Source organism: Cryobacterium lyxosi, from assembly GCF_004403345.1.
GTDB lineage: Bacteria > Actinomycetota > Actinomycetes > Actinomycetales > Microbacteriaceae > Cryobacterium > Cryobacterium lyxosi.
This window is the reverse complement of sequence record NZ_SOGT01000011.1, coordinates 56035-80555: the sequence shown is the minus strand read 5'-3', so window position 1 is coordinate 80555 and position 24521 is coordinate 56035. Positions and strand designations below refer to the sequence as shown.

Annotated in this window: 25 protein-coding genes and 1 tRNA gene; 5 read left to right on the top strand and 21 right to left on the bottom strand. The window is 63.8% G+C overall.

The annotated features are described in order from the left end of the window. The first annotated feature begins 22 nt into the window (after positions 1–22). From pdhA to E3T27_RS08400, 3 genes are read left to right on the top strand one after another with little or no spacing between them, the layout of a single operon-like run. Positions 23–1165, top strand: a complete 1143-nt coding sequence (gene pdhA, locus E3T27_RS08410; protein ID WP_198416512.1) for a pyruvate dehydrogenase (acetyl-transferring) E1 component subunit alpha — start codon at positions 23–25, stop codon at positions 1163–1165. Continuing rightward, entirely contained in the window at positions 1162–2181 is a 1020-nt protein-coding gene (locus E3T27_RS08405) for an alpha-ketoacid dehydrogenase subunit beta (protein ID WP_174722198.1), read from the top strand. The genes pdhA and E3T27_RS08405 overlap by 4 nt, the downstream gene beginning before the upstream one ends. After that, positions 2181–3620, top strand: a complete 1440-nt coding sequence (locus E3T27_RS08400; protein WP_134572243.1) for a dihydrolipoamide acetyltransferase family protein — start codon at positions 2181–2183, stop codon at positions 3618–3620. Before E3T27_RS08405 ends, E3T27_RS08400 begins: the two co-directional genes overlap by 1 nt. 37 nt (positions 3621–3657) lie before the next feature. Here the strand turns inward: E3T27_RS08400 and E3T27_RS16530 are convergent, their stop codons facing one another. Next, complete coding sequence (locus E3T27_RS16530; RefSeq protein WP_158251887.1) at positions 3658–3834, bottom strand: hypothetical protein; 177 nt, start codon at positions 3832–3834, stop codon at positions 3658–3660. A gap of 124 nt (positions 3835–3958) precedes the next feature. Between E3T27_RS16530 and E3T27_RS08395 the strand changes: the two genes are divergently transcribed. After that, on the top strand, positions 3959–5365 hold the full coding sequence (locus E3T27_RS08395) for a DUF2079 domain-containing protein (RefSeq protein ID WP_134572242.1): 1407 nt from the start codon (positions 3959–3961) through the stop codon (positions 5363–5365). Between the two features lie 20 nt (positions 5366–5385). Here the strand turns inward: E3T27_RS08395 and E3T27_RS08390 are convergent, their stop codons facing one another. The 6 genes from E3T27_RS08390 to glgX all read right to left on the bottom strand — a co-directional run bounded on the left by E3T27_RS08390 (position 5386) and on the right by glgX (position 13901). Beyond that, positions 5386–5844: a hypothetical protein gene (locus tag E3T27_RS08390; protein ID WP_134572241.1), complete on the bottom strand. Its 459-nt coding sequence runs from the start codon at positions 5842–5844 to the stop codon at positions 5386–5388. Positions 5845–6162: 318 nt separating this feature from the next. Then, on the bottom strand, positions 6163–6900 hold the full coding sequence (locus E3T27_RS08385) for an enoyl-CoA hydratase/isomerase family protein (RefSeq protein WP_104197864.1): 738 nt from the start codon (positions 6898–6900) through the stop codon (positions 6163–6165). Next, positions 6897–7424, bottom strand: a complete 528-nt coding sequence (locus tag E3T27_RS08380; RefSeq protein ID WP_134572240.1) for a hypothetical protein — start codon at positions 7422–7424, stop codon at positions 6897–6899. The genes E3T27_RS08385 and E3T27_RS08380 overlap by 4 nt, the downstream gene beginning before the upstream one ends. Before the next feature lie 131 nt (positions 7425–7555). Further along, a complete protein-coding gene (gene treZ / locus E3T27_RS08375) occupies positions 7556–9310 on the bottom strand; it encodes a malto-oligosyltrehalose trehalohydrolase (RefSeq protein WP_134572239.1) in 1755 nt (584 codons plus the stop codon). Beyond that, a complete protein-coding gene (gene treY, locus E3T27_RS08370; RefSeq protein WP_134572238.1) occupies positions 9307–11703 on the bottom strand; it encodes a malto-oligosyltrehalose synthase in 2397 nt (798 codons plus the stop codon). Before treY ends, treZ begins: the two co-directional genes overlap by 4 nt. An 11-nt stretch (positions 11704–11714) precedes the next feature. Continuing rightward, positions 11715–13901, bottom strand: coding sequence for a glycogen debranching protein GlgX (gene glgX / locus E3T27_RS08365; RefSeq protein ID WP_134572237.1), 2187 nt, complete (start codon positions 13899–13901; stop codon positions 11715–11717). 351 nt (positions 13902–14252) lie between these two features. On the opposite strand from glgX, the gene E3T27_RS08360 reads away from it, so the two are divergent. Beyond that, positions 14253–14651 carry a hypothetical protein gene (locus tag E3T27_RS08360; RefSeq protein WP_134572236.1) on the top strand — a complete coding sequence of 133 codons (399 nt, stop codon included), beginning with the start codon at positions 14253–14255 and terminating at the stop codon, positions 14649–14651. A gap of 37 nt (positions 14652–14688) precedes the next feature. Here E3T27_RS08360 and E3T27_RS08355 read toward each other — a convergent pair whose 3' ends face one another. The 14 genes from E3T27_RS08355 to rplU form a co-directional block, all read right to left on the bottom strand. Then, complete coding sequence (locus tag E3T27_RS08355) at positions 14689–15030, bottom strand: TIGR02611 family protein (RefSeq protein WP_134572235.1); 342 nt, start codon at positions 15028–15030, stop codon at positions 14689–14691. A gap of 97 nt (positions 15031–15127) precedes the next feature. Then, positions 15128–15523: a YchJ family protein gene (locus E3T27_RS08350; protein WP_198416511.1), complete on the bottom strand. Its 396-nt coding sequence runs from the start codon at positions 15521–15523 to the stop codon at positions 15128–15130. 25 nt (positions 15524–15548) lie between these two features. Then, positions 15549–15890 carry a histone-like nucleoid-structuring protein Lsr2 gene (locus tag E3T27_RS08345; protein WP_134548262.1) on the bottom strand — a complete coding sequence of 114 codons (342 nt, stop codon included), beginning with the start codon at positions 15888–15890 and terminating at the stop codon, positions 15549–15551. Positions 15891–16080: 190 nt separating this feature from the next. After that, positions 16081–16156, bottom strand: a tRNA-Ala gene (locus E3T27_RS08340). Between the two features lie 73 nt (positions 16157–16229). Continuing rightward, entirely contained in the window at positions 16230–16631 is a 402-nt protein-coding gene (gene rsfS, locus E3T27_RS08335) for a ribosome silencing factor (RefSeq protein WP_104197855.1), read from the bottom strand. Between the two features lie 124 nt (positions 16632–16755). Beyond that, positions 16756–17907 carry a hypothetical protein gene (locus E3T27_RS08330; RefSeq protein WP_134572234.1) on the bottom strand — a complete coding sequence of 384 codons (1152 nt, stop codon included), beginning with the start codon at positions 17905–17907 and terminating at the stop codon, positions 16756–16758. Further along, the gene (gene nadD / locus E3T27_RS08325; protein ID WP_134572233.1) at positions 17904–18497 is read right to left on the bottom strand and encodes a nicotinate-nucleotide adenylyltransferase; all 594 of its coding nucleotides are present in this window, start codon (positions 18495–18497) and stop codon (positions 17904–17906) included. The genes E3T27_RS08330 and nadD overlap by 4 nt, the downstream gene beginning before the upstream one ends. A gap of 15 nt (positions 18498–18512) precedes the next feature. After that, complete coding sequence (locus E3T27_RS08320; RefSeq protein ID WP_104197852.1) at positions 18513–18728, bottom strand: hypothetical protein; 216 nt, start codon at positions 18726–18728, stop codon at positions 18513–18515. Positions 18729–18842: 114 nt separating this feature from the next. Continuing rightward, positions 18843–20111, bottom strand: a complete 1269-nt coding sequence (locus tag E3T27_RS08315; protein WP_104197851.1) for a glutamate-5-semialdehyde dehydrogenase — start codon at positions 20109–20111, stop codon at positions 18843–18845. A gap of 44 nt (positions 20112–20155) precedes the next feature. Further along, positions 20156–20962 (bottom strand): glutamate 5-kinase, encoded by an 807-nt coding sequence (gene proB / locus E3T27_RS08310; protein ID WP_134572232.1) that lies wholly within the window; start codon positions 20960–20962, stop codon positions 20156–20158. A gap of 262 nt (positions 20963–21224) precedes the next feature. Further along, complete coding sequence (gene proB / locus E3T27_RS08305) at positions 21225–22031, bottom strand: glutamate 5-kinase (protein ID WP_134548047.1); 807 nt, start codon at positions 22029–22031, stop codon at positions 21225–21227. Beyond that, positions 22028–23755, bottom strand: a complete 1728-nt coding sequence (gene obgE, locus E3T27_RS08300; protein WP_134572231.1) for a GTPase ObgE — start codon at positions 23753–23755, stop codon at positions 22028–22030. The genes proB (E3T27_RS08305) and obgE overlap by 4 nt, the downstream gene beginning before the upstream one ends. A gap of 149 nt (positions 23756–23904) precedes the next feature. Further along, positions 23905–24162 (bottom strand): 50S ribosomal protein L27, encoded by a 258-nt coding sequence (gene rpmA / locus E3T27_RS08295; RefSeq protein WP_104128962.1) that lies wholly within the window; start codon positions 24160–24162, stop codon positions 23905–23907. A gap of 18 nt (positions 24163–24180) precedes the next feature. After that, the gene (gene rplU / locus E3T27_RS08290; protein WP_104081810.1) at positions 24181–24489 is read right to left on the bottom strand and encodes a 50S ribosomal protein L21; all 309 of its coding nucleotides are present in this window, start codon (positions 24487–24489) and stop codon (positions 24181–24183) included. Positions 24490–24521 lie beyond the last annotated feature (32 nt).

Sequence of the window (24521 nt, the reverse complement as noted above, 5' to 3'; positions counted from 1 at the left end):
CGCAAAGGCGCACCATTGCCTCATGAGCCTCAATGTCGAGAACCCGATCATGACCACCGTGCTACCGGCCCCACCCCTGCGTTTGATCGACGACCTCGGCCGTATGGTCCCGCAAAACGAGAGCGGCGGCTTTACCCTGCCGGTCGTGGACACCCTGCTCAGTCTGTACCGGCAGATGGTCATCGCCCGCCGTTTCGACGCACAGGTCACCGCCCTCACCCGGCAGGGTCGCCTTGCCACGTACCCTTCCGCGCTCGGCCAGGAAGCCTGTGAGATCGCCGCGGTCGCCGCGCTCGACCCGCAGGACTGGCTGTTTCCGACCTACCGCGACAGCATCGCGCTGCTCACCCGGGGCGTCGAGCCGAAAGACATCCTCGCCTCATTCCGCGGTGATTGGCACAGCGGCTACGACTATCACACGCACCGCATCGCCCCGCAAGCCACCCCGCTGGCCACTCAGGCGCTCCACGCCGTCGGTCTGGCCACCGCAGCGAAGCTCAAACGCCACAACACCGTGGCGCTGACACTGCTCGGTGACGGCGCCACGAGCGAGGGTGACGCCCACGAGGCGTTCAATTTCGCGGCCGTCTGGCAGGCTCCCGTCGTCTTCGTCGTGCAGAACAACCAGTTCGCCATCAGCGTGCCCCTCGATAAGCAGATGGCCTGCCGCACCATCGCCGACAAGGCGATCGGCTACGGCATGCCCGGCTATTACGTCGACGGCAACGACGTTGCGGCCATGTACGCCGTCATCTCGGCGGCCATGGACCGCGCTCGCACCGGCGGTGGCCCAACCCTGATCGAGGGCCTCACCTACCGCATCGAAGCACACACCAATTCGGATGACCCCACGCGCTACCGAAAGGCGGCCGACGTCGACCTGTGGCGCCACCGAGACCCGATCGAACGTCTGGAAAAATACCTCGTCGCGCAGGGCGCCCTGACCGATGAGGTGCGTGCTTCGATTCTGGCGGCCGCCGAGGAGCTCGCCACCACAACCCGGGACTGCATGACCGAGCAGGCGGTCGTCGACCCGCTGGAACTGTTCGAGCACGTCTACTCCACCCCGCGCACCGCCCTGGCGGAGCAACGCGCCTTTCTGGCGGCCGAACTCGATGGCGACGCTGTGGCATCCGTTGTTGCTCGTGATAAGAGCACCCGATGAGCTCACAGCAGCCCCTGCAGACCGGCACTGCGGTGCGCGTGCCAGAGAACCTCACCATGGCCGCCGCGCTCAACGCCGCCATTCACGATGCCATGGTCGATGATCCGACGGTCGTTCTGTTCGGCGAAGACGTCGGCCCGCTTGGCGGCGTCTTTCGAGTCACCGACGGGCTCTACGCCGAATTCGGCGAAACCCGCGTGAGCGATTCCCCACTGGCCGAAGCCGGCATCGTCGGAACCGCGATCGGCATGGCCATGTACGGCCTGCGCCCCGTCGTGGAGATGCAGTTCGACGCGTTCAGCTACCCGGCGTTTCAACAGATCGTGTCGCACGTGGCCAAGATGCGCAATCGAACGCGCGGCAAAATCCAGCTGCCAATCGTCATCCGCATTCCCTACGCCGGCGACATCGGCGGGGTCGAACACCACTCCGATTCTTCCGAGGCCTACTGGACGGCTACGCCCGGACTCACCGTGGTGAGCCCGTCGAACCCGGCCGACGCCTATTCCATGCTGCGGGGCGCCATAGCAAGCGATGACCCGGTTATTTTCATGGAACCGAAGAGCCGGTACTGGAGCAAGGCTTCCGTGGCCTTGCCGGTGCAGACCGAGCCTTTGAACCGGGCGGTCGTGCTGCGCGCCGGCACCGATGTCACACTCATCGCCTATGGGCCGACCGTGAAGACCGCACTCGCCACGGCCTCGCAGGCTGTCGCTGAGGGGCTCTCGATCGAGGTCATCGATCTGCGTTCGCTCTCACCTTTCGATGACGAAACGGTGGGGGCATCCGTTCGCAAGACCGGCCGCGCTTGCATCGTGCACGAAGCCGCCCAGTTCGGCGGCTACGGCGCCGAGGTCGCCGCTCGCCTGACCGAACGCAATTTCTTCTATCTGGCCGCACCCATTCTGCGCGTCACCGGTTTCGACATCCCCTACCCGTCACCCAAACTCGAGGAGTACTACTTGCCGACCCCGGACCGCATTCTTGCCGCACTGTCGACCTGGGAGTGGTCCTGATGGGCCGCGAATTTCTGCTGCCCGACCTCGGCGAGGGCCTCACCGAGGCCGAGATCGTGGCGTGGCTGGTCGCTCCCGGCGACACGATTGTCATCGATCAGGCTGTGGTCGAGGTCGAATCGGCGAAGTCGATCGTGGAACTGCCATCACCATACGGCGGTGTCGTGGCCAGCCTGTTCGGTGAGCCAGGGCAGATCATCCACGCCGGGCAGGTGTTACTGACCGTGGCTGACGCCGCCACGGCTATGGACGTTCCAGACGTTCCAGACGTTCCAGACGTTCCAGACGTTCCAGACGTTCCGGTTGCCGCAGCGACCGCCGCCACCCCGTCCGAAGGCTCCGGCGCCGTACTGGTCGGCTACGGTACGACGGAAAGTACCCGGCCGGCCAGCACGGTGCCCGCCGGACGTTTCGGCCGCACGGGAACGCCGAGCGAAACCCACGTTTTTCCAGCGGATGTCGCGGCTTTGCCCGCGCCGACCCTCCCGGTGGCCGCGGCGCAGACTACGCCGACCGCATCCGTCATGACCGGCGTGCTGCACCCGGCCCGCCGCTCCCCCGTCGTCTCGCCGATCGTGCGTCGACTCGCCCGCGACAACGGCTTCGACGCGAGCATGCTCGCCGGCACCGGGCAGAACAACCTGGTGCTGCGCACAGACGTCGACGACTATATTCGCGACCTGACTGCCCGCCCGGCGCCTGCCCGTGCGACGCCTGCCCGCAACGCCGCCCAACCGGCCGATGTGAGTGCCGACATCCGCATTCCCATCACCGGCCTGCGCAAGGCCGTCTCCGCGCGGTTGACGACGTCGCGGCAGGAGATTCCCGAGGCGACGATCTGGCTCGACGTCGACGCAACGGCATTGTTCACCGCCCGCGATCAGTTGCTGACGGCGACCGGGGAGCGGTTCAGCGTGACGGCGCTCATCGCGCGTTTCGTGGTCGCCGGGTTGCGACAGTTTCCGCTGCTCAACTCCTCGGTCGACACCGCGAGCCAGGAGATTTTGCAACACGGCGCGGTGAACCTCGGCATTGCTGCGCAGACCTCGCGCGGGCTGATGGTTCCGGTGATCCACGACGCGCACGCGATGACTACACGGCAGTTGCGCGATTCCCTCGCCGAGCTCGTGGCGCACTCGCCAGACGGCACGTTCCCGCCGAGCGCGCTCACCGGCGGAACGTTCACCCTGAACAACTTCGGATCGCTCGGTGTCGACGGTTCGGCGGCGATCATCAACCACCCGGAGGCGGCGATCCTCGGCATCGGCCGCATGATCGAGCGAGCGTGGGTGGTCGACCACGCACTCGCGGTGCGCACCGTCGTTGAACTGTCGATGGTGTTCGATCACCGCGTCTGCGACGGCAAAACCGCGGCCGGGTTTCTCACCTATGTGGCTCGCTGCATCGAAAACCCGGTCAGTCTGCTGGCCGACCTGTAGTTCCGCAGGGAAGAACAGGGTAATTTTTGCGGTACCGTCAGGCGCCAGAGGCGTTTGTGGTGGCCAGCTGGCCGCGAACCAGGGTGGCACGCACACTGGTGTGGTCGCATCCGGAACACGTGAAGATGTAGACGGGAAGAGAATTGCGCTCGGCATGGGCCGGATTCGGGCTGAGCCGGGCCCGGGAATGGCAGAAGGGGCAAGTGAGTGTCATGCGATCTCCGAGTGCGCCGTTGTTTGGGGCACGCTCTCAGTGTGCCGCCTGCATCGTCGGTCATCTAGGGCCATAGGTCCCGTACCGCTACAGGATCAGCCGGGGGGTGCGTTAGCGTGGTCGGATGAGGGGAATGGGCGGCGGTCGGCGACTGCCTGAATGGCGGCGGGCGCTCGGACCGTTCGTACTTCCGGTGGGCGTCGGGATCGTGACGACCGCGCTGTACACCGTGTTCTCGAACCTGCAGTGGCGCAGTTTCGCCGCGCCGTCCTGGGACCTCGGAATCTTCACGCAGCTGGCGCGGCAGTACGCGGCACTTGAGGCGCCCATTGTCACGATCAAGGGCGAGAGTTTCAACCTGCTCGGTGACCACTTTCATCCGCTTCTGGTGGTGCTCGGCCCGATTTTCGCGATCTTTCCGCACGCTTTCACCCTGCTGGTGGTGCAGAATGCGATGTTGGGGATCGCCGCGGCAGCCTTGGCTTACGCCGCCATCCGACTGCTGGGGTCGCTCACCGGCGCTCTGTTCGGGTTGGCGTTTGCGTTCAGCTTTGGTCTGCAAGCCGCGGTCGAGGCGCAGTTCCACGAGATCGCCTTCGCCGTTCCGTTGCTGGCGCTGTCTCTGACGGCCTTTCTTGGGCAAAAGTGGGTAACCTGCCTGCTCTGGGCGATGCCGCTCGTGTTCGTGAAGGAAGACCTCGGACTAACCGTGGCCGCGCTGGGCATCGTACTGGCCGTGCGCAGCCGGAATCCGCTCGGAGTGTGGTTGGCGGTCTGGGGCGTGGGCTGGTTCGCCCTGGCCAGCCTGGTCATCCTGCCGCTGCTCAACCCGAATGGGGCCTGGGCATATTCGAGCAGCATCGACCTACTCAAAATTATGGGTGACCCGGCGGCACTGTTTCAGCCGCAGAAGGGCGTGACTCTCGCGCTGCTCCTCGTGGCCGGCGGCTTTATCGCGGTGCGTTCACCGCTCGCGCTCGTGCTGTTGCCGACCCTCGCCTGGCGGTTCCTGTCCGATAATTCGGGCTATTGGGGGCCGACCTGGCAGTACAGCGCCGTGCTCATGCCGATCGTGTTCGCCGCCGCCCTCGACGGCATCGCGCTCGCGCGCGGCAGCCGGCGCCGTTGGCTGCGCGGATACGGGCGGCAGGCAGCATCCGTTTCGATTGTCGCCGCCCTCGTGCTCGCCACGACGCTGCCCTTGTTCACACTGACGGATATGGCGGGCAATATTTCAACGGATCGCACCATCGCTGCGACCGCTGCTCTGCGGGTCGTGCCCGACGGCGCCCGGGTTGAATCAGATATTGGGCTGATGAACTATCTCGTGGAACGAACGGATGTCTTCTGGCTCGGCAACAAGAACCCCCTGCCGGACTATCTCGTGATCGACCTTGTCGCCGGAGGTCTGCCCGCCGAGTGGACGTCGGCGCAGGTCGTGGGCGAAGCGCTGCACCCCGGGGTGGCATTCACGACGATCTATTCCGCCGGAGGTTACGAGGTGGCCCGCCTGGCCGGCCCGACGCCATAGCTCCCTAGCTCCCTAGCTCCCTAGCTCCCGCCGTGACCTTCAGGGCCCGGGCTCAGCTGAGAAACTGGACCTACCTTCCCATAGTGGAGCGACACCCGCTTCAAACGGATGCCCAGCAGCCGGGACACGACGCGGAGCCCCCGCCGATCCACTCTCACCCGAACCTGGGCAAAGGCGAGAGTCATCACCAGGATCAGCCCGACAATCACCATCGTCATGACACCGGCGCCCACCGCAGAAGCCTGACCGTCCTCGCCGAACACCGCGATCACACCGATGATTCCGCCAAGCACGATGAGTCCGCCGATGACGGCCATGACCGGACTTGTCACGAGCTGGGTCCAGGTGGCGGTGAGGTCGACAGCGGTCGTCTCTGGCGTCGCATCGATGGGTTCAACCACGGCCGCCGGAACAACCCACTTATGGGCGATCAGGAACGGCAGCGCACCATAGCCGCAGGCGGTAAAGGTGAACAGCACCCAAGCGCCCCATCGCGCCCCCACTGCCGGGGCAGCACGTCGGGCAAGCGGTCGATCCAGAGCAACCAGGTGACGATAACCGCCAGAACCGGCAGCCACAGGGTCAGGGCTGCAGCGACATCCCTCGGGCGGGTTGGCGCCGCACCATTCACCAGTGTCATGAGGTCCCCCGATGAGTGTGGGCGGGTACGTCCACCACCGCACCGAGTCCATCCAATCACGAACCGCCCCAAGGTATTCAGGAAACTTCTTCCCAAAGCGCGTAATGGCTTGCGTCATGGCTGCTGAAGCAACCCTTTACGCGCTTTCGCGGAAGGGCTAGCGCTTTCGACGGGCGAGGAACGCATCCATTCTGGTGAATTTTGCCTCGGACTCGAACAGGATCGACTGGGCGACGTTATCGACGAGCGGATGCGCGGCCCGCGGAGCGTGGAAGACCTCCTTGGCAAGCCTGGTCGCCAGCGGGTCCTGGGCGGCGATCCGGTCGGCCAGTGCGTGAGCGGCAACGAGCAGGTCATCGGGGTCGTGTACCTCGGTGACCAGGTGTACCGCGAGGCATTCGGAGGCGCTCAGGATGCGTCCGGCCAATATGATCTCCTTGGCCACCGGTTCGCCGACGAGCTCGGCCAGGCGCCAGAGCGCACCGGCGGCGGGCAGGATGCCGAGTGCCGTCTCCGGGTTGCCGAGCCGGGCACTCGTTGAGGCGATGCGAAAGTCGGCCGCGTAGGCGAGTTCGGCTCCGCCGCCGAGCGCCCAGCCGTCGATCGCGGCGATCACGGGCATCGGCAGCTGTGCGATGCGCGAGAACAGGGCCGAGTTGATTCCACGCAGCGCATCGTCGCGACGACGTTCGCGCAGCTCGGAGATGTCAGCGCCCGAGGCAAAAACACCATTCGCACCGCTGATAATGAGGATCCGCGGCTGCTGCTCGAGTTCGGCGCAGACGGCGTGCAGCTCGTCGATCATGGTCTGGTCGATGGCATTGCGCACATCGGGCCGGTCGAGCTGAACGTGCACCCGGTCGACGCGGCGGTCAATTGTGAGGGTGGTGGTCATTGTGCGACATCTCCCTGGAGGTCGCCACTTCGGTCGTGGCTGGAATCGGGGTCAGTCGTGCCGGCGGGGAACACCCGCTTGTAGCTGCGGCCGTCTGGCAGGGTCACCGTGCGGCTGACCAGGGTGCCGCGACGCACCTGCAGGTAGATGGCCTGGGCACTCACCCCACGTTCAGCTGCCGCCTCGGCGACCGACAGACCGGGGAGGTCGGTGGGTACACTGCTCGGCCGCACGGAGCGTTTGCGGCCAGCTTCAAGGCGGGCGCTGATCTCATCGTCGGTGCCGCCCCAACGCCATCTGGCCGCCGGTGGTTTGAGCCCTGTGGCATCGGCGACCTGCTCCCACGACGTGTCGGCGGCGAGCGCAGCGCGCACCGCGACGAGCGTTGCCGGGTCCTGATCGAGGGAGGCCTGCAGCGAGCGGATGGCGCGCAGCCGGTCCAGGGGCGAGCTGCCGGCATCCGTGTGCAGCGCCAGGAGCCGCTCGAGCGCGGCTGCTGTCGTCGGTGCTAAAAACGATCCCATGCCTGGTCCTCATCAAATCTGCTGCAACCGGTGTCAGCAGACCCATCTTGCCAGACCAGGTCCGTCGCCAGCGCAGCCCAGCCCAGCCCAGCCCAGCCCAGCGCAGCCCAGCGCAGCCCAGCTCAGACCGGTCAGGCCAACACGACGACGGAGTGCGGAGCCAGCGTCAGGGCATCGGGCAGCCGGCCCTGCACAGCATCGGGACCGGTCGCGAAAGACAACACCACCTCTCCCCCACTGGCCGGCACGTGTACCGACCGCTCACCGAAGTTGATCAAAATTTGTGTGCCGCCACGGCGCAGCCGCAACCACCCGTCGGCGGCATCGAACTCCACGGCAATCTGGTCGAACCGTGGATCCGTGATGTCGGGATACGAACGGCGAAGCACCGCGAGGTCACGATAAAACCCGAGCAGCCGACCATGCTCGGTCTCGCTCGACTCACTCCAGTTGAGTTTGGAACGCTCGAACGTGGCCGGGTCCTGCGGGTCGGGAACGATCTGCGGATCCCAGCCCATCCGGGCGAACTCGTTGATACGCCCGGTGGCCGTTGCTGTGCCGAGCTCAGGCTCGGGATGCGACGTAAAGAACTGCCACGGCGTTGTCGCGCCCCATTCCTCCCCCATGAACAGCATCGGCGTATACGGCCCGAGCAGGGTCAGCGCCGCCGCAATGGCGAGTTGACCCACATCCAGCTGGGCGCTGAGACGGTCGCCGATGGCCCGGTTGCCGATCTGGTCGTGATTCTGGGACGCGACGACCAGTCGCCAGGTGGGCATCCGTTCACGATCGATGCGGCGGCCGTGGGTGCGTTCGCGAAAACTCGAGTACGTGCCGTCGTGAAAGAATCCGTGGGTGATCACCTTGGCGAGGGCATCAAGCGGCTCGAAGTCGGCGTAATACCCGGCGGTTTCCCCGGTGAGGGCCACGTGCACGGCGTGGTGGAAGTCGTCACTCCACTGGGCGTCCTGGCCGTAACCGTTGGCCTCTCGGGGCGTGATGAGGCGCGGATCGTTGAGGTCGGATTCGGCGATCAGGGTGAGCGGACGCCCGATCGCGGCGCTGAGCGCGCCGACCTCGGTGGCGAGCTGCTCGAGCAGGTGGGTGGCGCTCGTGTCGCGCAGCGCGTGGACAGCGTCGAGTCGCAGGCCGTCGACGTGGTAATCGCCGAGCCACATCAGGGCATTATCCAGAATATAGCGGCGCACCGGGTCGGAGTGTGGCCCGTCGAGGTTGAGCGAGGAACCCCAGGTGTTTTCTGCAGCCTCGCTCAGATATGGACCGTACCGGGGCAGATAGTTGCCGCTCGGACCGAGGTGGTTGTAAACGACATCCTGGATCACGCCGATGCCATGCCGGTGGCAGGCGTCGACAAAACTCTGGTACGCGGCCGGGCCGCCATAGCCCTCGTGCACGGCGTACCAGAGCACACCGTCGTAACCCCAGTTGTGCGTTCCGTTGAACGCGTTCACCGGCAACAGTTCAACGAAGTCGACACCGATCGATTTCAGGTGATCGAGCCGGCTCGCTGCCGCTTCGAACGTGCCCTCGGGTGTGAAGGTTCCCACGTGCAGCTCGTAGATGATGGCGCCGGCGAGTTGGCGACCGGTCCAGTCGGTGTCCTGCCAGATATGTTCGGCGAAGTCGAAGGTGCGCGACAGGGCGTGAACCCCACCGGGCTGACGCCGCGCGCGCGGGTCTGCGAACGGCCCGCTCCCGTCGACAATGAACCCATAGTCGATTCCGCCGGCACCGGCAGGGGGAACGGATGCCGGCAGCTCCCACCACCCGTCATCGCGCGCCGTCAGCTCGAGCCTGCGCGGCCCGAGCTGCACCTGCACGGCGTGCGCGTCGGGTGCCCAGACCTCAAATTTCTGATCGTTCATGCGTGTCGTCCTGTGCTGTTGTGAAGGGTGGGGTCGAACGGGAAACCTCGGTCATCGTCATCCGCGACCAGCAGAGCCGCGGGGTAGCGTGCGAGAACGTCAGCGACGCGCAAGCTCGGACCATCGAACCTCTCCTGGGTGAGCACGTCGATGTAGCTGCGGCCGGCCACCACAACGGTCGTGTCGCCCCAGCCTCCGGCGCGGCGCAGTCCGACCGGCAGCCGGGTGGCCAGCGCGATCGCTCCCCCGCGATCGAATGCCACGATGTGCCCGGCGGCCGCGCCGAAGGCGGGTATCGAAACGTAGCGAGTGAACAAGTCTGCCCGGTCGCGGCGCAGCCTCAGGGCGCGTGAGGTGATCAGCAGCTTCGCGGCCGCGCCCTCGTCGATGGGAGGGAGCCATCCGTCGTCGATGCGGGTCAGCAGTTCGCGGCGCAGCTTATAGTCGACCGGGCGGCGGTTGTCCGGGTCGACCAGCGACGTCTCCCACAGCTCACTGCCCTGATAGACGTCGGGGACTCCCGGCATGGTCAGTTGCAACAGTTTGAGCGAGAGCGAATTGCTCCAGCCTGCCTGCTGCAGTTCAGAGACCAGATCGATGATGAGGTCGGGGGTCGGCCCGGGACTGACGACGGCGGTGATGAGCCCATCGAGTTTCGCCTCAAAATCAGCGTTCTGCTCCGTCCAGGTGGTCGAGGTACCGGCCTCGCGCGCCGCCTTGAGTGCGTAGGCGAAGAGACGCTCCCTGCTGGCTGGCCAGGCGCCGACGATCGCCTGCCAGAGCAGGTTCTCGAACGGCGCGTCACCAATCGGATGGCGCGCCCGCAGTTGCTCGAGCACGGCCCCCCACCGGGCGGGGATCTCAGCGAGCACCGAGATGCGCGCCCGCACGTCTTCGCCACGTTTCGTATCGTGGGTTGACAGGGTTGTCATCGACAGCGGGAACCCGGCCTGGCGCGCTCGCTGCCGATCGTGGAACTCCGTTACCGTGACCGCAAACTCATCGGGGTCAGCGCCGACCTCATTGAGCGAGGTAAGCCGGCTGAATCGATAGTAGGCCCGATCTTCGACACCCTTGGCCATGACCATGCCCGACGTTTGTTGAAAGCGCACAGCAGCCGGATGCTCCTGGTCGCCCAGCAGCGGCAGCAGCCGGTGGATTTCGGCCTCGAATTCGGGTCTGTGGGCGATCGATCGATTCGCCGCCGCCTGCAGGTTGTCCCGGCCCAGGGGCAGGTAGGAACGATAAACCGGGAACCAGGCCAGAAGTTCGGCAAGAGCGTCGGCGGTGTGGTCGTTACTCTGCTCGTCGCTGGGCACCAGGCGAGCGATGCGCAGCACCTCCGAGCGCAGGATGCCATCGGCCACCGCGCGCTTGTTGTGATACACCAGTTTTCCCCACCCGGCCGCGTTCTCCCCCTGCAGCCGCAACTCCAGGGCGTCAAGATCCGCCTGACCGGCCGGATCAACCAGAACCCGATCGACGTCGGTGAGGGCGTCATACCCGGTGGTACCGGCTGTAGCCCAGCTCGTGGGTAGCTGCTCTGGCCCCTCGAGAATTTTCTCGACCAGAACGTAAGCGCCGTGTGTGGCACGACGCAGCGCCTCGAGATAACGCGCCGGGTCGGCCAGGCCATCTGGGTGGTCGACCCGCAGTCCCTGCACGAGACCTTCACGCACCCAACGCACGATTTCACGGTGCGACTCCTCGAACACCCACGGCATTTCGACACGAATACCGGCCAGGCTGTTCACAGCGAAGAATCGACGGTAGTTCAATTCGTCGTCGGCCCGCCGCCAGTTCACCAGCTCATAGTTCTGCCGATCGTGCACACCGGCTGGGTTGGCACCGTCGTCGGCCGATCCGGCGGCAATCGGAAAGTGATTATCGAAATAGTGCAGTTCGCCGTCGACGATCTTCAACTGGTCGAGCTGGCCAGGCCCGTCGCCCAGGACCGGAATACGAATTCGCCCGTGGCCGAATGCCCAGTCCACGTCGAAGGCCTCGGCGTAACGCGACTGTTGGCCATTTTGGAGCAGGTCCCACCACCAGGAATTCTGCCGCGGCGTCGCGACCCCCATGTGGTTCGGCACGATGTCCACGAGTACGCCCCGCCCCGACAGGTGGGCCGCTGTCGCGAACCGGTCCAGGGCATCCGCCCCGCCTCTGGCCGGATCGACGAGGGAATGATCGACGACGTCATACCCGTGATCCGATCCGGCCTCGGCTTGCAGCAACGGTGAGAGGTAGACCCAGTCGGCACCGAGATCGCGAATGTAGTCGACCGTTGCCGCGGCGGCATCCAGGTCAAAGGTTGCGGTGATCTGCAGTCGATAGGTCGAGCGCGGTACGGGTACCGACTCCGCTGCCGCACTACCTGGTTCGTCGGTCATCGGCCCGGCCCTCAGCTGTGGCTAACCAGGGTCATCAGACCGGTGGCACCGGCCAGTGACGCTGCGACGGAGTGATCGGGCACAACTTCGGGTTCGTGATAGGCGCGCAGCACCGCGAGGGAACGACCGGCCACGGTCTGAATCGCTCCGGCCGGACGGGGGGTGGAAACGGCGCCGTTGCCGGCGGTATCGACCACGATCTCCCAGGCCGGAGCATACTCATCGGGCGGGAGCGTGAATTCCTCGTCTTCGGCGTCGGCGTTGAACAATAGGAGAAAGTTGTCGTCGGTGACGTCCTGACCTCGCGCGTCACGCTCGCGGATTCCGTTGCCGTTGAGAAATTTGGCCACTGTGCGGGCCAGGCTTTCATCCCAGTCTTTAGGCACCATCGGTTCACCATCGGTGTTGAGCCAGACGATATCGGGCAGCGATTCGCCCGCCACCCGCTTACCGGGTCGACCGTCGAAGAATCTGCTGCGCCGAAAAGTTGGATGCTCACGGCGCAGGCGGGATACGGCCGCCGTGAATTCGATCAGCGGCACATCGGCCTTGTCCCAGTGAATCCAGGTCAGCTCGGAATCCTGCGCGTAGGTGTTGTTGTTGCCGAGCTGCGTACGGCCCAGCTCGTCGCCGTGCAGCAGCATCGGTACTCCCTGCGACAAAAGCAGCGTCGCAATGAAGTTGCGTGCCTGCCGGGCGCGCAGCCCGCGAATCGAGGGATCATCACTGGGGCCCTCAACACCGGAGTTCCACGAGCGGTTGTGCGACTCGCCATCTGTGTTGTCTTCGCCGTTGGCATCGTTGTGTTTCTCGTTATATGAGACGAGGTCGGCGATGGTGAAACCGTCGTGCGCGGTCACGAAGTTGATCGAGGCCATCGGGCGGCGCCCGGAGTGTTCGTAGAGGTCGGCGGATCCGGCCACGCGGGAGGCGAATTCGCCCAGAGTGGACGGCTCACCACGCCAAAAATCGCGCACGGTGTCGCGGTACTGACCGTTCCATTCTGACCACTGGGAAGGAAAGTTTCCCACCTGGTAGCCGCCGGGACCGACATCCCACGGCTCGGCGATGAGCTTGACCTGCGAGACGATCGGGTCTTGTTGCACAAGCTCGAAGAAGGTGGAGAGCTTGTCGACGTCGTAGAGGTCTCGGGCCAAAGCTGACGCCAGATCGAACCGAAATCCGTCGACGTGCATCTCGAGCACCCAGTACCGCAGCGAGTCCATGATGAGCTGCAGCACGTGCGGGTGGCGCACATTGAGGGTGTTTCCGGTGCCGGTGTAGTCCATGTAGTAGCGTTTGTCGTCGTTCATCAGGCGATAGTAGGCCTCATTGTCGATGCCCTTGAACGACAGGGTCGGTCCCATATGGTTGCCCTCGGCGGTGTGGTTGTAGACCACGTCGAGAATGACCTCGATGCCGGCGGCGTGCAGACTGCGCACCATGCCCTTGAATTCCTGCACCTGCTGCCCAAGGTCGCCGGTCGAGGAATACGCGCTGTGCGGCGCGAAGAATCCGATCGTGTTGTAGCCCCAGTAGTTGTTCAGGCCCTGGTCAACGAGGGTTCCGTCGTCGACGAATTGGTGCACCGGCATCAGCTCGATCGCGGTCACACCGAGCTTTTGCAGGTGGTCGATGACCGACGGATGCGCCAACCCGGCGTAGGTGCCGCGCTGCGTTTCGGGCACCGATTGTTGCAGCTTGGTGAGGCCTTTGACGTGTGCTTCGTAGATGAAGGACTCACTGTATGGTGTGCGCAGAGACCGGTCACCGGTCCAGTCGAAGAACGGGTTGACGACGACGCCGAGCATCATGTGCGAGGCGGAATCTTCGTCATTCGGCGCATCGGGGTCATCGAAATCGTAGGAGAACAACGAGGGGTCCCAGTCGATGGCCTGAGTAGTGGCCTTGGCGTATGGATCGAGCAGCAGCTTGCTCGGGTTGGCCCGATTACCGGCCGCCGGGTCATAGGTGCCGTGCACCCGATACCCGTAACGCTGGCCCGGCTGTACGAGTGGTAGGTAACAGTGCCAAATAAAAGCGGATGACTCGCGCACCTCCACCCGCGTCTCACCCCCGTTCTCGTCGATGAGACACAGCTCGACGCGTTGGGCGGCTTCGCTGAACAGGGCGAAGTTGGTACCGCTCCCGTCAAACGTCGCGCCGAGGGGGTAGGCGGTTCCAGGCCAGGTTTCCATGAGACTCCTCGGGATGAAGATAAGACACGGTCAGGTGCAAAAGCAGCGACGAGGGCGCGCGCAGCCAGGTGATCGGATCGCGCTTGCAGAATACGCTACAGGCATCCGGCGGCATATCCGCCTTCCCGGCGCCTGGCGCCCTGCGACGGCGACTCCGAAAGTATCGTGTCCCGGTTCACGTGTGTACGTCACGCGGTTACGGCTTCTCACGAGACACGAATATTTCCCGGCACATGCATCTGCCGGTGCAACGAGGTCCTGACAGAATTTCGTTCATCATTTTCGATTTGCACTGCCAGAGCCACCAAAATGGAACCACGTGCTCTCTGCACCCGACGACTGGAGACCCCCATGACCGAAATCGACCTCATCAGTTTGTGGGTCAAGGCGCGAGCACACATCATCGCGTCCCAGGCCGCCCCAACTTTTCTGTTGACCGCCACCGTGGGCTTTCTCGCACTCGGACTCGGCACCGCCGACCTGGCCGTGCGCATTGCCGCGGCGGGTATTCTGCTCGCGTCGGGTATTTTCGGGGCGCTCGCGCAAATAGCCGCCGCCAACGAGGGACTGGCCGTCATCGCCGACCTGCGTTCCGTGACGGCGCCCAGTTCGGTTACCCGGTGCATCGTCGCTATGGCAGCGTGGGTCAATGTCGTGCGCTACGTGACCCCGGCGATCTTCGTGATCGTCTACGTCGCCGTCTTGATTTCACTTTTCATCACCGTTCCCACACCGTCGCCGGGCCGCTGACCCATCGCATCCGCCGCCGGCAGATGCACGTTTGCGCTCAGGAAGAACTGGCCACCCGGCGGTCACGTCGCGCGCGCCACCACGCCCAGGCCTGAGTGACAATGCGCTTGAGGAATGCTCCAAACCGACGCGCCCACGCGAATTCCGTTCCGAGCACGGCGAAGCCCAAAAAGACGATGAGCCACCCCGGTCCCGGCAAAGGAATCAGAAGGACGCCGATCGCAATAATCATCGTGCCGAGCAGCGCGACGCCGAGGCGATAGACGAAGAGCAGATGCCGGTGCCCGTCGACCCACGTGCGAGCTCGGCGCAGCGCCCGCCGCACCGGATGCCGCGGGTCGCTGCCGCTGGCCATATCGCGGGAGAGGTGCTCTGACATTTATCAAATCTAGGTTATGTGTCTGGGAAATGGCCGCCGGATATTCCCGTCGGTGACACCTGTGTTGGAATTCGACGCACACCATTGCCGGGCCGGGTTATGCCGACGCCAGACCCTCTGCCGCAGCGTCGAGGTAATACCACTGGCGGTCGACCTTGAGAAAACGACTGATTTCTTTCTGCTGTCTTGCTATGCCGTCTTCACGATAGTGCGCTGCGAATTCCACGATGCCTTCTTTATCGAGTAACCCGCCGCGTTCTGTGCGCACGATATCGAGCCGCCGCCACGTTATCTCCGGGTCCAGCTCGAATGACTCAGGTCTGGTCTGCTGATGCCAGGTCTTGAGTACGTACTGGGCGTTGCCGAGGTAAAAAGCGCTATACCGCGAACGCATGAGCCATTCAGCCGTTGGTGGTGAAGCAGCACCACTGTGATAGCGGCCGCAGCAGACAGAGTAGGTGTCGCCGCTCAGGCACGGACAACGCTGATGCACAGTGATGGGTTGTGCTGACAGTCGGCTACGCCTGCGCTTTGGCGTAAGCCTCGCGCACGGTGCCGGAGATGCGCCCACGGTCGGACACGTGCGTGCCGTTGGCGGCGGCCCAGGCGCGGATGGCCTGCAGTTCGGCCCGGTCTGAACCGGCCGAACTGGCACCACGCGGCTTGGCGGGCACATAGCCAACGCGCCGTGAAACATTTATGTAAGGCTTGACTGCAGATCGGAATTCAGCGAGATTCCCTGCTGACAGATCGATCTCGTAAGAGTCACCCTCAAAGGTAAAGGAAACGGTCGCTCCGGAGCCATTCTCGATAACGGTGCCGTCAAGGTCGTCGAGCAGCTGAACCGTGGTCTTCTTCATTCTGAGATTCTCCAATGCAGTGTCGAATACATTCGGGATGGATGCATTCGTTGTGGCAATAACCACTAACAGATTATGGCTGCCCCACCCGCATTCCGATACCCGCCACGCGGTATTTCTTTTGCATTCACAACTTCTACACTGCCGATACAAAAAAATAGCCCCGACAATGTCGGAGCTATTTCATACTTGGTGGATCCGAGGGGATTCGAACCCCTGACCCCCTGCATGCCATGCAGGTGCGCTACCAGCTGCGCCACGGACCCAGATTGTTGTTTCGAATTGCTCCGAAACAACTTTGTTAGCTTACAACACAGATTGGGATCTGCGAAACCGAAGCTACTCCGCGACCTCTTCGGCGGCGTCTTCTACGGACAGTTTGGCGGGAATCCCGGTTGGAATCACCGGGCAATCTTTCCACAGGCGCTCGAGGGAGTAATACTGGCGCTCTTCCTCGTGGAAGACGTGCACGACCAGGTCACCGAAGTCAACCAGCACCCAGCGACCGGCAGCCCGTCCCTCACGACGAAGCGGCTTGTAGCCGGCCTCGATCAGTTTGTCTTCGATCTCACCGGCAATCGCAACCACGTTGCGCTCGGATCGGCCAGTGACGATGAAGAAAATGTCGGCCAGAGGAAGCGGATTTGAGACATCGAGGGCGACAAGATCTTCTCCTCCCTTGGAGTCGGCGGCGGCGACGGCGATTGCAAGCAGCTCGAGGGCGTGGGGTGAAGTGGTCATGAATGAATCCTTGAGATTGTGAAGCGAGGCGGTATTGCCATTGTGGCGATGATAGAGGGAACGAAAGAAAGCGAACAGCAGGGGCTCACAGAGCGGGCGGGACGAGGTTGAATGATTCGAGCCACTAGAAATTGCCCAGCAGATAGCCGGTCACGAAAAGCGCTAGAACGCTCACAGCCAAAACTGCCGTCGCGATGACGAGAATCATCGGAAGCGAGGCACGGCGTCTCTTGGGCGGGGCCAGCATGCCCCGCGTCGAGGCATGCGTGCTCACAGCGCGACTCGCACTAACCGGGGCCGAGTCCCCCCCGAGTTGATCGGCGTCGAGTTGGTCCATCATGTGGTCTATCTCCGACGAATCGAACAGATTCGGATGCGCGCCAGTCGACCCAAGACTACGCGGCAGGTCGAATGAACCGGTGATCATGATCTCACCGGTGTTGGAGATGGGACTCACGCTGCTGCCCTGATGTGGAATCGACGGCAATATGAGCGCGTTCGTGGTGGTGGGAATCCCACCGGCCCCGATACCGCGGTTGATCAGTTCGTCGAGGGACTGGTCGCGCTGCGGCGCTTCGACGCGCAGAGCGTCCTCATCGACCGACCAGTGCCCGATCGGCGGTATCCAACCGGTGGTGGAGCTGACAACCGAGTCTGGTGCATCGATCGGCGCCGTGACGATAGGTTCGGCCACGATCGGTTCGGCGTACATTTGCTCGGGTTCGATGCGGTCGACGACGACCGGAGTGGCCGGCTCGGGCTCGATCGGCTCGGGCTCGATCAGCTCGGGTTCGATCAGCTCGGGTTCGATCAGCTCGGGTTCGATCAGCTCGGGCTCGACCGGCGCAGCATCAGCGGGCGCAGCATCAGTAACTTTCGCCTCGACCGGCTCACCAGCGGAAATTGGAAAGTCGCCGGTAGAGAGGGCCTGCTCTTGCTCACGCGCGTGCAATGCACGTAATTCCCGGCGACTGGGCGTGTATGGTGCCGAAACCAGAGCAGACGGCGCGGACTCGGCTGCAAGTGCACTTGCGCCAGGAAGTACTGCCTCCTGGGCCTCGTCTACTGCGGGAATCGTATGGTGCCGGTTCGTTCGACGTGAGGTCGCAGGCTGCGTTGAGCCGGAGAAGGATGCAGGGCTGAGCGCGGCCGGCACCAGGACCGGAACGTCGAGAGTCGGTATTGCGTCGTGTGGCGCGGCCGTTTCATCGCCCTGGTCGCGGGCAAGTTCGCGCGCCTGACGTCGGCTGAGCGGCTGAGGCTCTCCCGACGTCATGCCACACTCCGATACAGATGATGCTTTGAGATGTACTGGACAACCCCGTCGGGGACCAGATACCAGACCGGGAATCCCCGATTGACCCGTGCCCGGCAGTCAGTGGACGAAATGGCCAGTGCAGGGACTTCCAACAAGCTTACGTCTTGGTTCGGTAATCCTGAAACGCTCAGCTCATGCCCCGGACGACTCACAGCGACAAAGTGCGCCAGCTCCCAGAGTTCACGTACGTCTTTCCAGCCGAGAATCTGGGTGATGGCATCCGCTCCGGTAATGAAGAACAATTCGGCGTCCGGACGCTCTTCATGCAGGTCACGCAGCGTGTCTATTGTGTACGTCGGCCCGACCCGGTCGATATCGACGCGGCTTACCGTGAACCGTGGATTGGAGGCGGTTGCGATCACGGTCATCAGGTATCGGTGTTCACTTCGGGTTACGCCGCTTTTCTGCCACGGCTGCCCGGTCGGAACGAAGACCACCTCGTCGAGGTCGAAACTGTGTGCCACCTCGCTGGCGGCGACGAGGTGCCCATGGTGGATGGGGTCGAACGTTCCGCCCATCACGCCGATGCGCGGACGACGAACTGTCACGGTGAAATCAGGCTTCTAATGGCCACCGGTGTCGGAGGTTCCACCATGTCCACCGTGCGCGGCCGCGTAAGCATTGGCTTTGCCGCTGTGACGGTTCGCGACGTCACGAAAGCTCCACAGCACGACCCCGAGGGCCAGAAACAGCACAGCCGCGACCAGCGGGTAGACGACGAGCGGCAACGGCAGGGCGATGTGCTCGACCTCGGTCAGCACGGCAGTCAGAAAAGACATCGGTTCTCCATTCACGGGCTGCACAGGTTAGGCGCGGCTTGAGATGACAGCGACGGGTCGCAGGCTTGGCGACTCACGCCATCGCCCCATTCTAGCCGGACCCCGCCATCGGACCTAAGCACGCACCTGTCCGGTGCCGCGCACGATCCATTTTGTACTGGTCAATTCTGGTAAACCCATCGGCCCGCGAGCGTGCAGCTTCTGGGTAGAGATTCCCACCTCAGCGCCGAACCCAAACTCGCCGCCGTCGGTGAACCGGGTCGAGGTGTTGACCATGACCGCGGCCGAATCGACCTCGTTCAGAAAGCGTTCCGCGTTCTGCAGGTCATTGGTGATGATCGACTCGGTGTGCCCCGTGGAATAGCGGCGAATGTGGGCGATGGCCTCGTCGAGTGAGTCGACGATTGCTACGGAGATGTCAAGACTCATGTACTCGGTGCCCCAGTCTTCGTCGGTCGCCGGGACCGCGGCCGGATAGATCGACCGCGTGCGGGCATCCGCATGGATGGTGACACCGGATGCCGCAAGCTTGGCCAACACGGCGGGAAGCAGTCGTTCGGCGGCGCTTCGGTGCACGAGAAGGGTTTCGAGGGCATTGCATACGCTCGGGCGGTGCGTCTTGGAATTGTGCACGATCTCGATCGCCCACTCCTTGGTAGCCGACTCATCAAGGAAGACGTGCACGACGCCCGCTCCCGTCTCAATGACTGGCACCTGGGACTGCGCCACCACGGTCTGAATGAGGGTGGCGCTGCCACGGGGAATGAGCACATCGACGTAGCCGCGGGCTTTCATAAGCTCGGTAGCACCGGCCCTACCAAAGGGATCGATGGTCTGCACTGAATCGGGGTTGAGTCCGGCGTCGATGATCGCGGCCTGCACCAGGCCGATGAGCACCCGGTTACTGTTCTCGGCAGCGGAACCGCCGCGGAGTACAACAGCATTTCCGCTCTTCAGCGCGAGGGCCGCGAGGTCGACCGTGACGTTGGGACGAGCTTCGTAAATGACCCCGATCACGCCGAAGGGAACGCGCACCTGGCTGATTTTGATGCCGTTGGGCAGGCTGCTGCCGCGCACGATCTGCCCGACCGGATCGGTGAGCAGCGCGATCTGGTCGACGGAATCCGCCAAGGCCAATATTCGGGGCTCGTCGAGCTTCAGCCGGTCCAGCAGTCCGTCACGGAGACCGTTGGTGACGCCGGCGGCGAGATCGGCCCCGTTAGCAGTGACGACCTCTGCGACATGGTCACGCAGCGCCTGGGCAATCAGCTTGAGGGCTTTGTTTTTTAGCTCCGTCGGCGCCGACGCGAGTGACACGGAGGCGGTGCGCGCGGCCTCGAGGGTGGGTGTGAGTTGGGCTACATCGTTCGGGGACTGCAACATACTCCGTAGTTTACGGGAGGCATCCAGGAGAGCATTCTCGGTTCTCAGGAAATCCGCAATGCCGATGGCGCCGTCGAGGGTTCGAACCAGGTTCCCACCGGGTCTCCGCGCAGAGCCTCGGCCACCAGCCCGGTAGCGGTGACCAGCACTGCGGTTCCGGCCTGGGCGGCGATGCGAGCCGCCGTCACCTTGGTGCTGGCTCCCCCGGTACCGACTCCATTGACGGTTGTGGCGCCAAATTTCATGCCGAGTAAGGGGTCACCGAACGCAACATGACTGATCCGCTCTGCCCCGGGCACGTCCGGTGGGCAGGTGTACAGGGCGTCCACGTCGCTGAGGAGCACCAGCAGGTCGGCGCCGATGAGAGTGGCAACGAGCGCGGCCAGCCGGTCATTGTCGCCGAATCGAATTTCGTGGGTGGCGACCGTGTCATTCTCATTGACGATCGGAAGTATACGCAGTGCCATCAGGCGTTCCATGGCGCGCTGGGCGTTACCGCGGTGAGTCGCGTTGTCGAGGTCACTCGCCGTGAGCAACACCTGGCCGGCCACGATGTCGTAGCGATCGAGGCGGTCCTGGTATCGGAAGATCAGCAGATTTTGCCCAACGGATGCCGCCGCCTGCTGGGTGGCCAGGTCGGTGGGGCGTTCCTGCAGTTGGAGATAGGGCATTCCGATCGCGATAGCACCGGATGACACCAGAACCACCTCGGTACCCCGACCATGGGCTTCGGCCAAAGCATCAACGAGTAGCGCAATTTGACCGGAGTTCTCACCGCTGATCGACGAGGAGCCCACCTTGACTACGATGCGCGACGCCGATCGAACGACGTGCCGCGAGTGCGCCCTCATAGCCTCGCGAGCCCCACGATTTCACCACTCACGACGTGCAACCCCACGGACTCAACCTTCGGCGAAAAAACAACCGCACCGAGCGCGGTTAGTGGCAGTTTACCGAATGCAGCGAACGTTTTTCACCGGCGCAAGTCGCCTGGCGGCGTCCGAAGAGCATCCATCTACTGGGGGAAGAGAATCGTCACGCGGGAGGCGAGTCACAATGACACCCCTGACCAGGGTACTCACGTTCAGACACAGTGCGCCTGCCCCGACTTCACTAGAGCAGCGCGTGGCGCTCTTCAGTCGCTTTCGGTTCGAACCAGGTGCCGACGTGCTCGCCGCGGAGGGCGGCGGCGGCCAGCTCGGTTGACGTCACCAGAACAGCGGTGCCGGCCTCGGTCGCCAGACGGGCCGCCACGACCTTGGTGCTCGCTCCTCCGGTGCCGACTCCGGTCGCTCCGCTCGAGCTGAACTCGAATGCGTCGAGTGGATCATCCGCGCCAATGAAGTCGAGCTTTACCGCCCCCGGCAGGTGTGGAGGCTTGGTGTAGAGCGCATCGACGTCGCTGAGCATGATCAACAGGTCCGCACGGATGAGTGTTGCCACCAGAGCAGCGAGGCGGTCGTTGCTTCCGAACCGCAAACCGTACACGGCCACGGTGTCGTTCTCGTTGACGACCGGCAGAATGCGCAGGTCGAGCAGGCGTTCGAGCGCGCGCCGGGTATTGCTGCGATGCGGTTCATTGAGCGCGTCACCCTCGGTCAATAGCACCGTGCCCGCCGCGATGCCGTAGCGGTCCAGGCTTTCCTGGTAGCGAAAGATCAATACGTTCTGCCCGACGGCGGCGGCTGCCTGCTGCGTGGCGACATCGCTGGGTCGCTCCTCGAGGTTGAGGAACGGCATTCCGGTGGCGACAGCACCCGAAGAAATCAGTACGACCTCGATCCCACGACCGTATGCCTCGGCCAAAGCGTCAACGAGGGGGGTGATCTGGTCGGAGTTCTCGCCGCTGATCGATGACGACCCCACCTTCACAACGACGCGTTTCGCGCCCGCTACGTTTTCTCTGGCTAAGCCACTCACTTCTGAATTTCCTCCACAGCGTCACTGTCGACGTCATTGCTACGGTCGAACTCGGCTTCAGTCTCGGCTTCAGTCGCGGCTTCAGTCGCGGCTTCAGTCGCGGCTTCAGTCGCGGCTTCAGTCTCGGCTGCGTCCGCCGCCGACGAGGTGTCGGCGGCAGCGACTCCCCCAGCGGTGGTCAACTCCACGTCGGCGAGGCGCACGTCTTCGTTGTATTCCTCTTCGCCGGTCTGCCACATGCCGGCTTCGCGCTCGCGAATGAGCTCGGCGCGGGCCGAGGACTTGGCGTCCATTCGACCGAAGTATTCTTCGCGGCGTTCGTTGCTCGTGCGGCGCTTGGGCTCGTCGAGGCGGGAATCGGTGCCGCGCGGAGCGGTGATCAGCTCGGCGGTCGAGGTCAGCGTCGGTTCCCAGTCGAAGACGACACCGTGGCCAGGGCCGATGATGACGGTCGAACCGGCAATAGCCCCCGACTTGTACAGCTGGTTCTCGATACCGAGTTTGGCGAGCCGGTCGGCGAGGAAGCCGACGGCTTCGTCGTTGGTGAAATCGGTCTGCTGAATCCAGCGTTCCGGCTTGGTGCCGAGGATGCGGTAGATGTTGCCGAAGGTGCCACCCTCGACCTTGATGACGAAACCACCCTCGTCGACGGCCTTGGGACGGATGATGATGCGTGGCTTCTTCGCTTCGGCTGCGGCCGCCTCGGCGCGGCCCTGTTCCACGACCTCGGCAAGGGCGTAGTTGAGTTGCTTGAGACCCTCGTGGGTGACGCTGGAGATCTCGAACACGCGGTAGCCACGGGCTTCGAGGTCTGCCTTGACGAAGGAGGCCAGCTCGCGGCCTTCCGGCACGTCGATCTTGTTCAAAGCAACGAGCTGAGAACGCTGCAGCAGCGGCTTCTGCCCCTCGGGTACGGGGTAGGCGTCAAGTTCGCCAAGGATGACGTCGAGGTCGCTGATCGGGTCGCGGCCAGGCTCAAGTGTGGCGCAATCCAACACATGCAGCAGGGCGGTGCACCGCTCGACGTGCCGCAAAAACTCGAGGCCGAGGCCCTTGCCTTCGCTCGCTCCTTCGATGAGGCCGGGCACGTCGGCGATGGTGTAGCGCGATTCACCGGACTCGACGACGCCGAGGTTGGGGTGCAGCGTGGTGAAGGGGTAGTCGGCGATCTTGGGCCGAGCCGCGCTCATGGCGGCGATAAGGCTGGACTTGCCTGCGGAGGGATACCCGACGAGCGCGACATCCGCTACGGTCTTGAGCTCGAGATAGACGTCGCCTTCCCAGCCGAGCGTGCCGAGCAGGGCGAAGCCTGGGGCCTTGCGCTTGGTCGAGGCGAGGGCAGCATTACCGAGCCCGCCCTGGCCGCCGGGTGCGACGATGAGGCGCAGGCCAGGTTCGTTCATATCGAGGAGTTGGTTGCCCTCAACGTCTTTGACGACCGTGCCGATCGGCACCATGAGCTCGCGCAGGTCGCCGTTATGACCATTGCGGTGGTCGCCCATACCTGGTCCACCGTTGTCGGAGCTGCGGTGGGGCGAACGATGGTAACCGAGCAGGGTGGTCGTGCTCGGGTCGGCGACGAGTACGAGGTCTCCGCCGCCCCCGCCGTTACCGCCATCGGGGCCGGCCAGGGGTTTGAACTTTTCGCGCTTGACCGAAACGCATCCGTTTCCTCCATTGCCCGCTCGTAAATGCAGCGTCACGTGGTCAACGAATGTGGCCATGGAGTGCCCCTTTCAGGTGGCGCAAGAAGTGCTTCAAAACACGGTGCTATGAAACTATGTGCGGTAATCAAATCTGTCACGGACAAACACGTCAGGGCGGACCGAAGCCCGCCCTGACGCTGTGCTAACAATTACTGTGGTGTGGAAACCTACGCGGCTGCGACCACAATGTTGATGACCTTGCGGCCACCCTTGGCGCCGAACTGCACGGAGCCGGCCTCGAGGGCGAAGAGCGTGTCGTCGCCGCCACGACCGACGTTGATGCCGGGGTGGAAGTGCGTGCCGCGCTGACGAACGATAATCTCGCCCGCGCCGACAACCTGACCTCCGAAGCGCTTCACGCCGAGGCGCTGGGCGTTCGAGTCGCGACCGTTGCGAGTGGAACTCGCACCTTTTTTGTGTGCCATCTGTCTATCTCCTCAGGCCTAGGCGATGCCGGTAACCTGAACGCGAGTGAGCTCCTGACGGTGCCCCTGACGCTTCTTGTACCCGGTCTTGTTCTTGAACTTCTGGATGACGATCTTCGGACCGCGAAGGTTGTTCAAAACCTCGGCCGTGACCTTGATCTTGGCCAGCGACGTAGAGTCAGAGGTGATCTTGTCGCCGTCGACGAGAAGCACGGCGGCCAGCTCGACGTTGCCGTCCTTGTCAGCCTTGATTCGGTCCATCGTCACGATGGTACCGACCTCTACCTTCTCCTGCCGCCCTCCGGCGCGCACAACTGCGTAAACCACTTTACGTACCAATCGTTGGGGAGCCCCAAAAG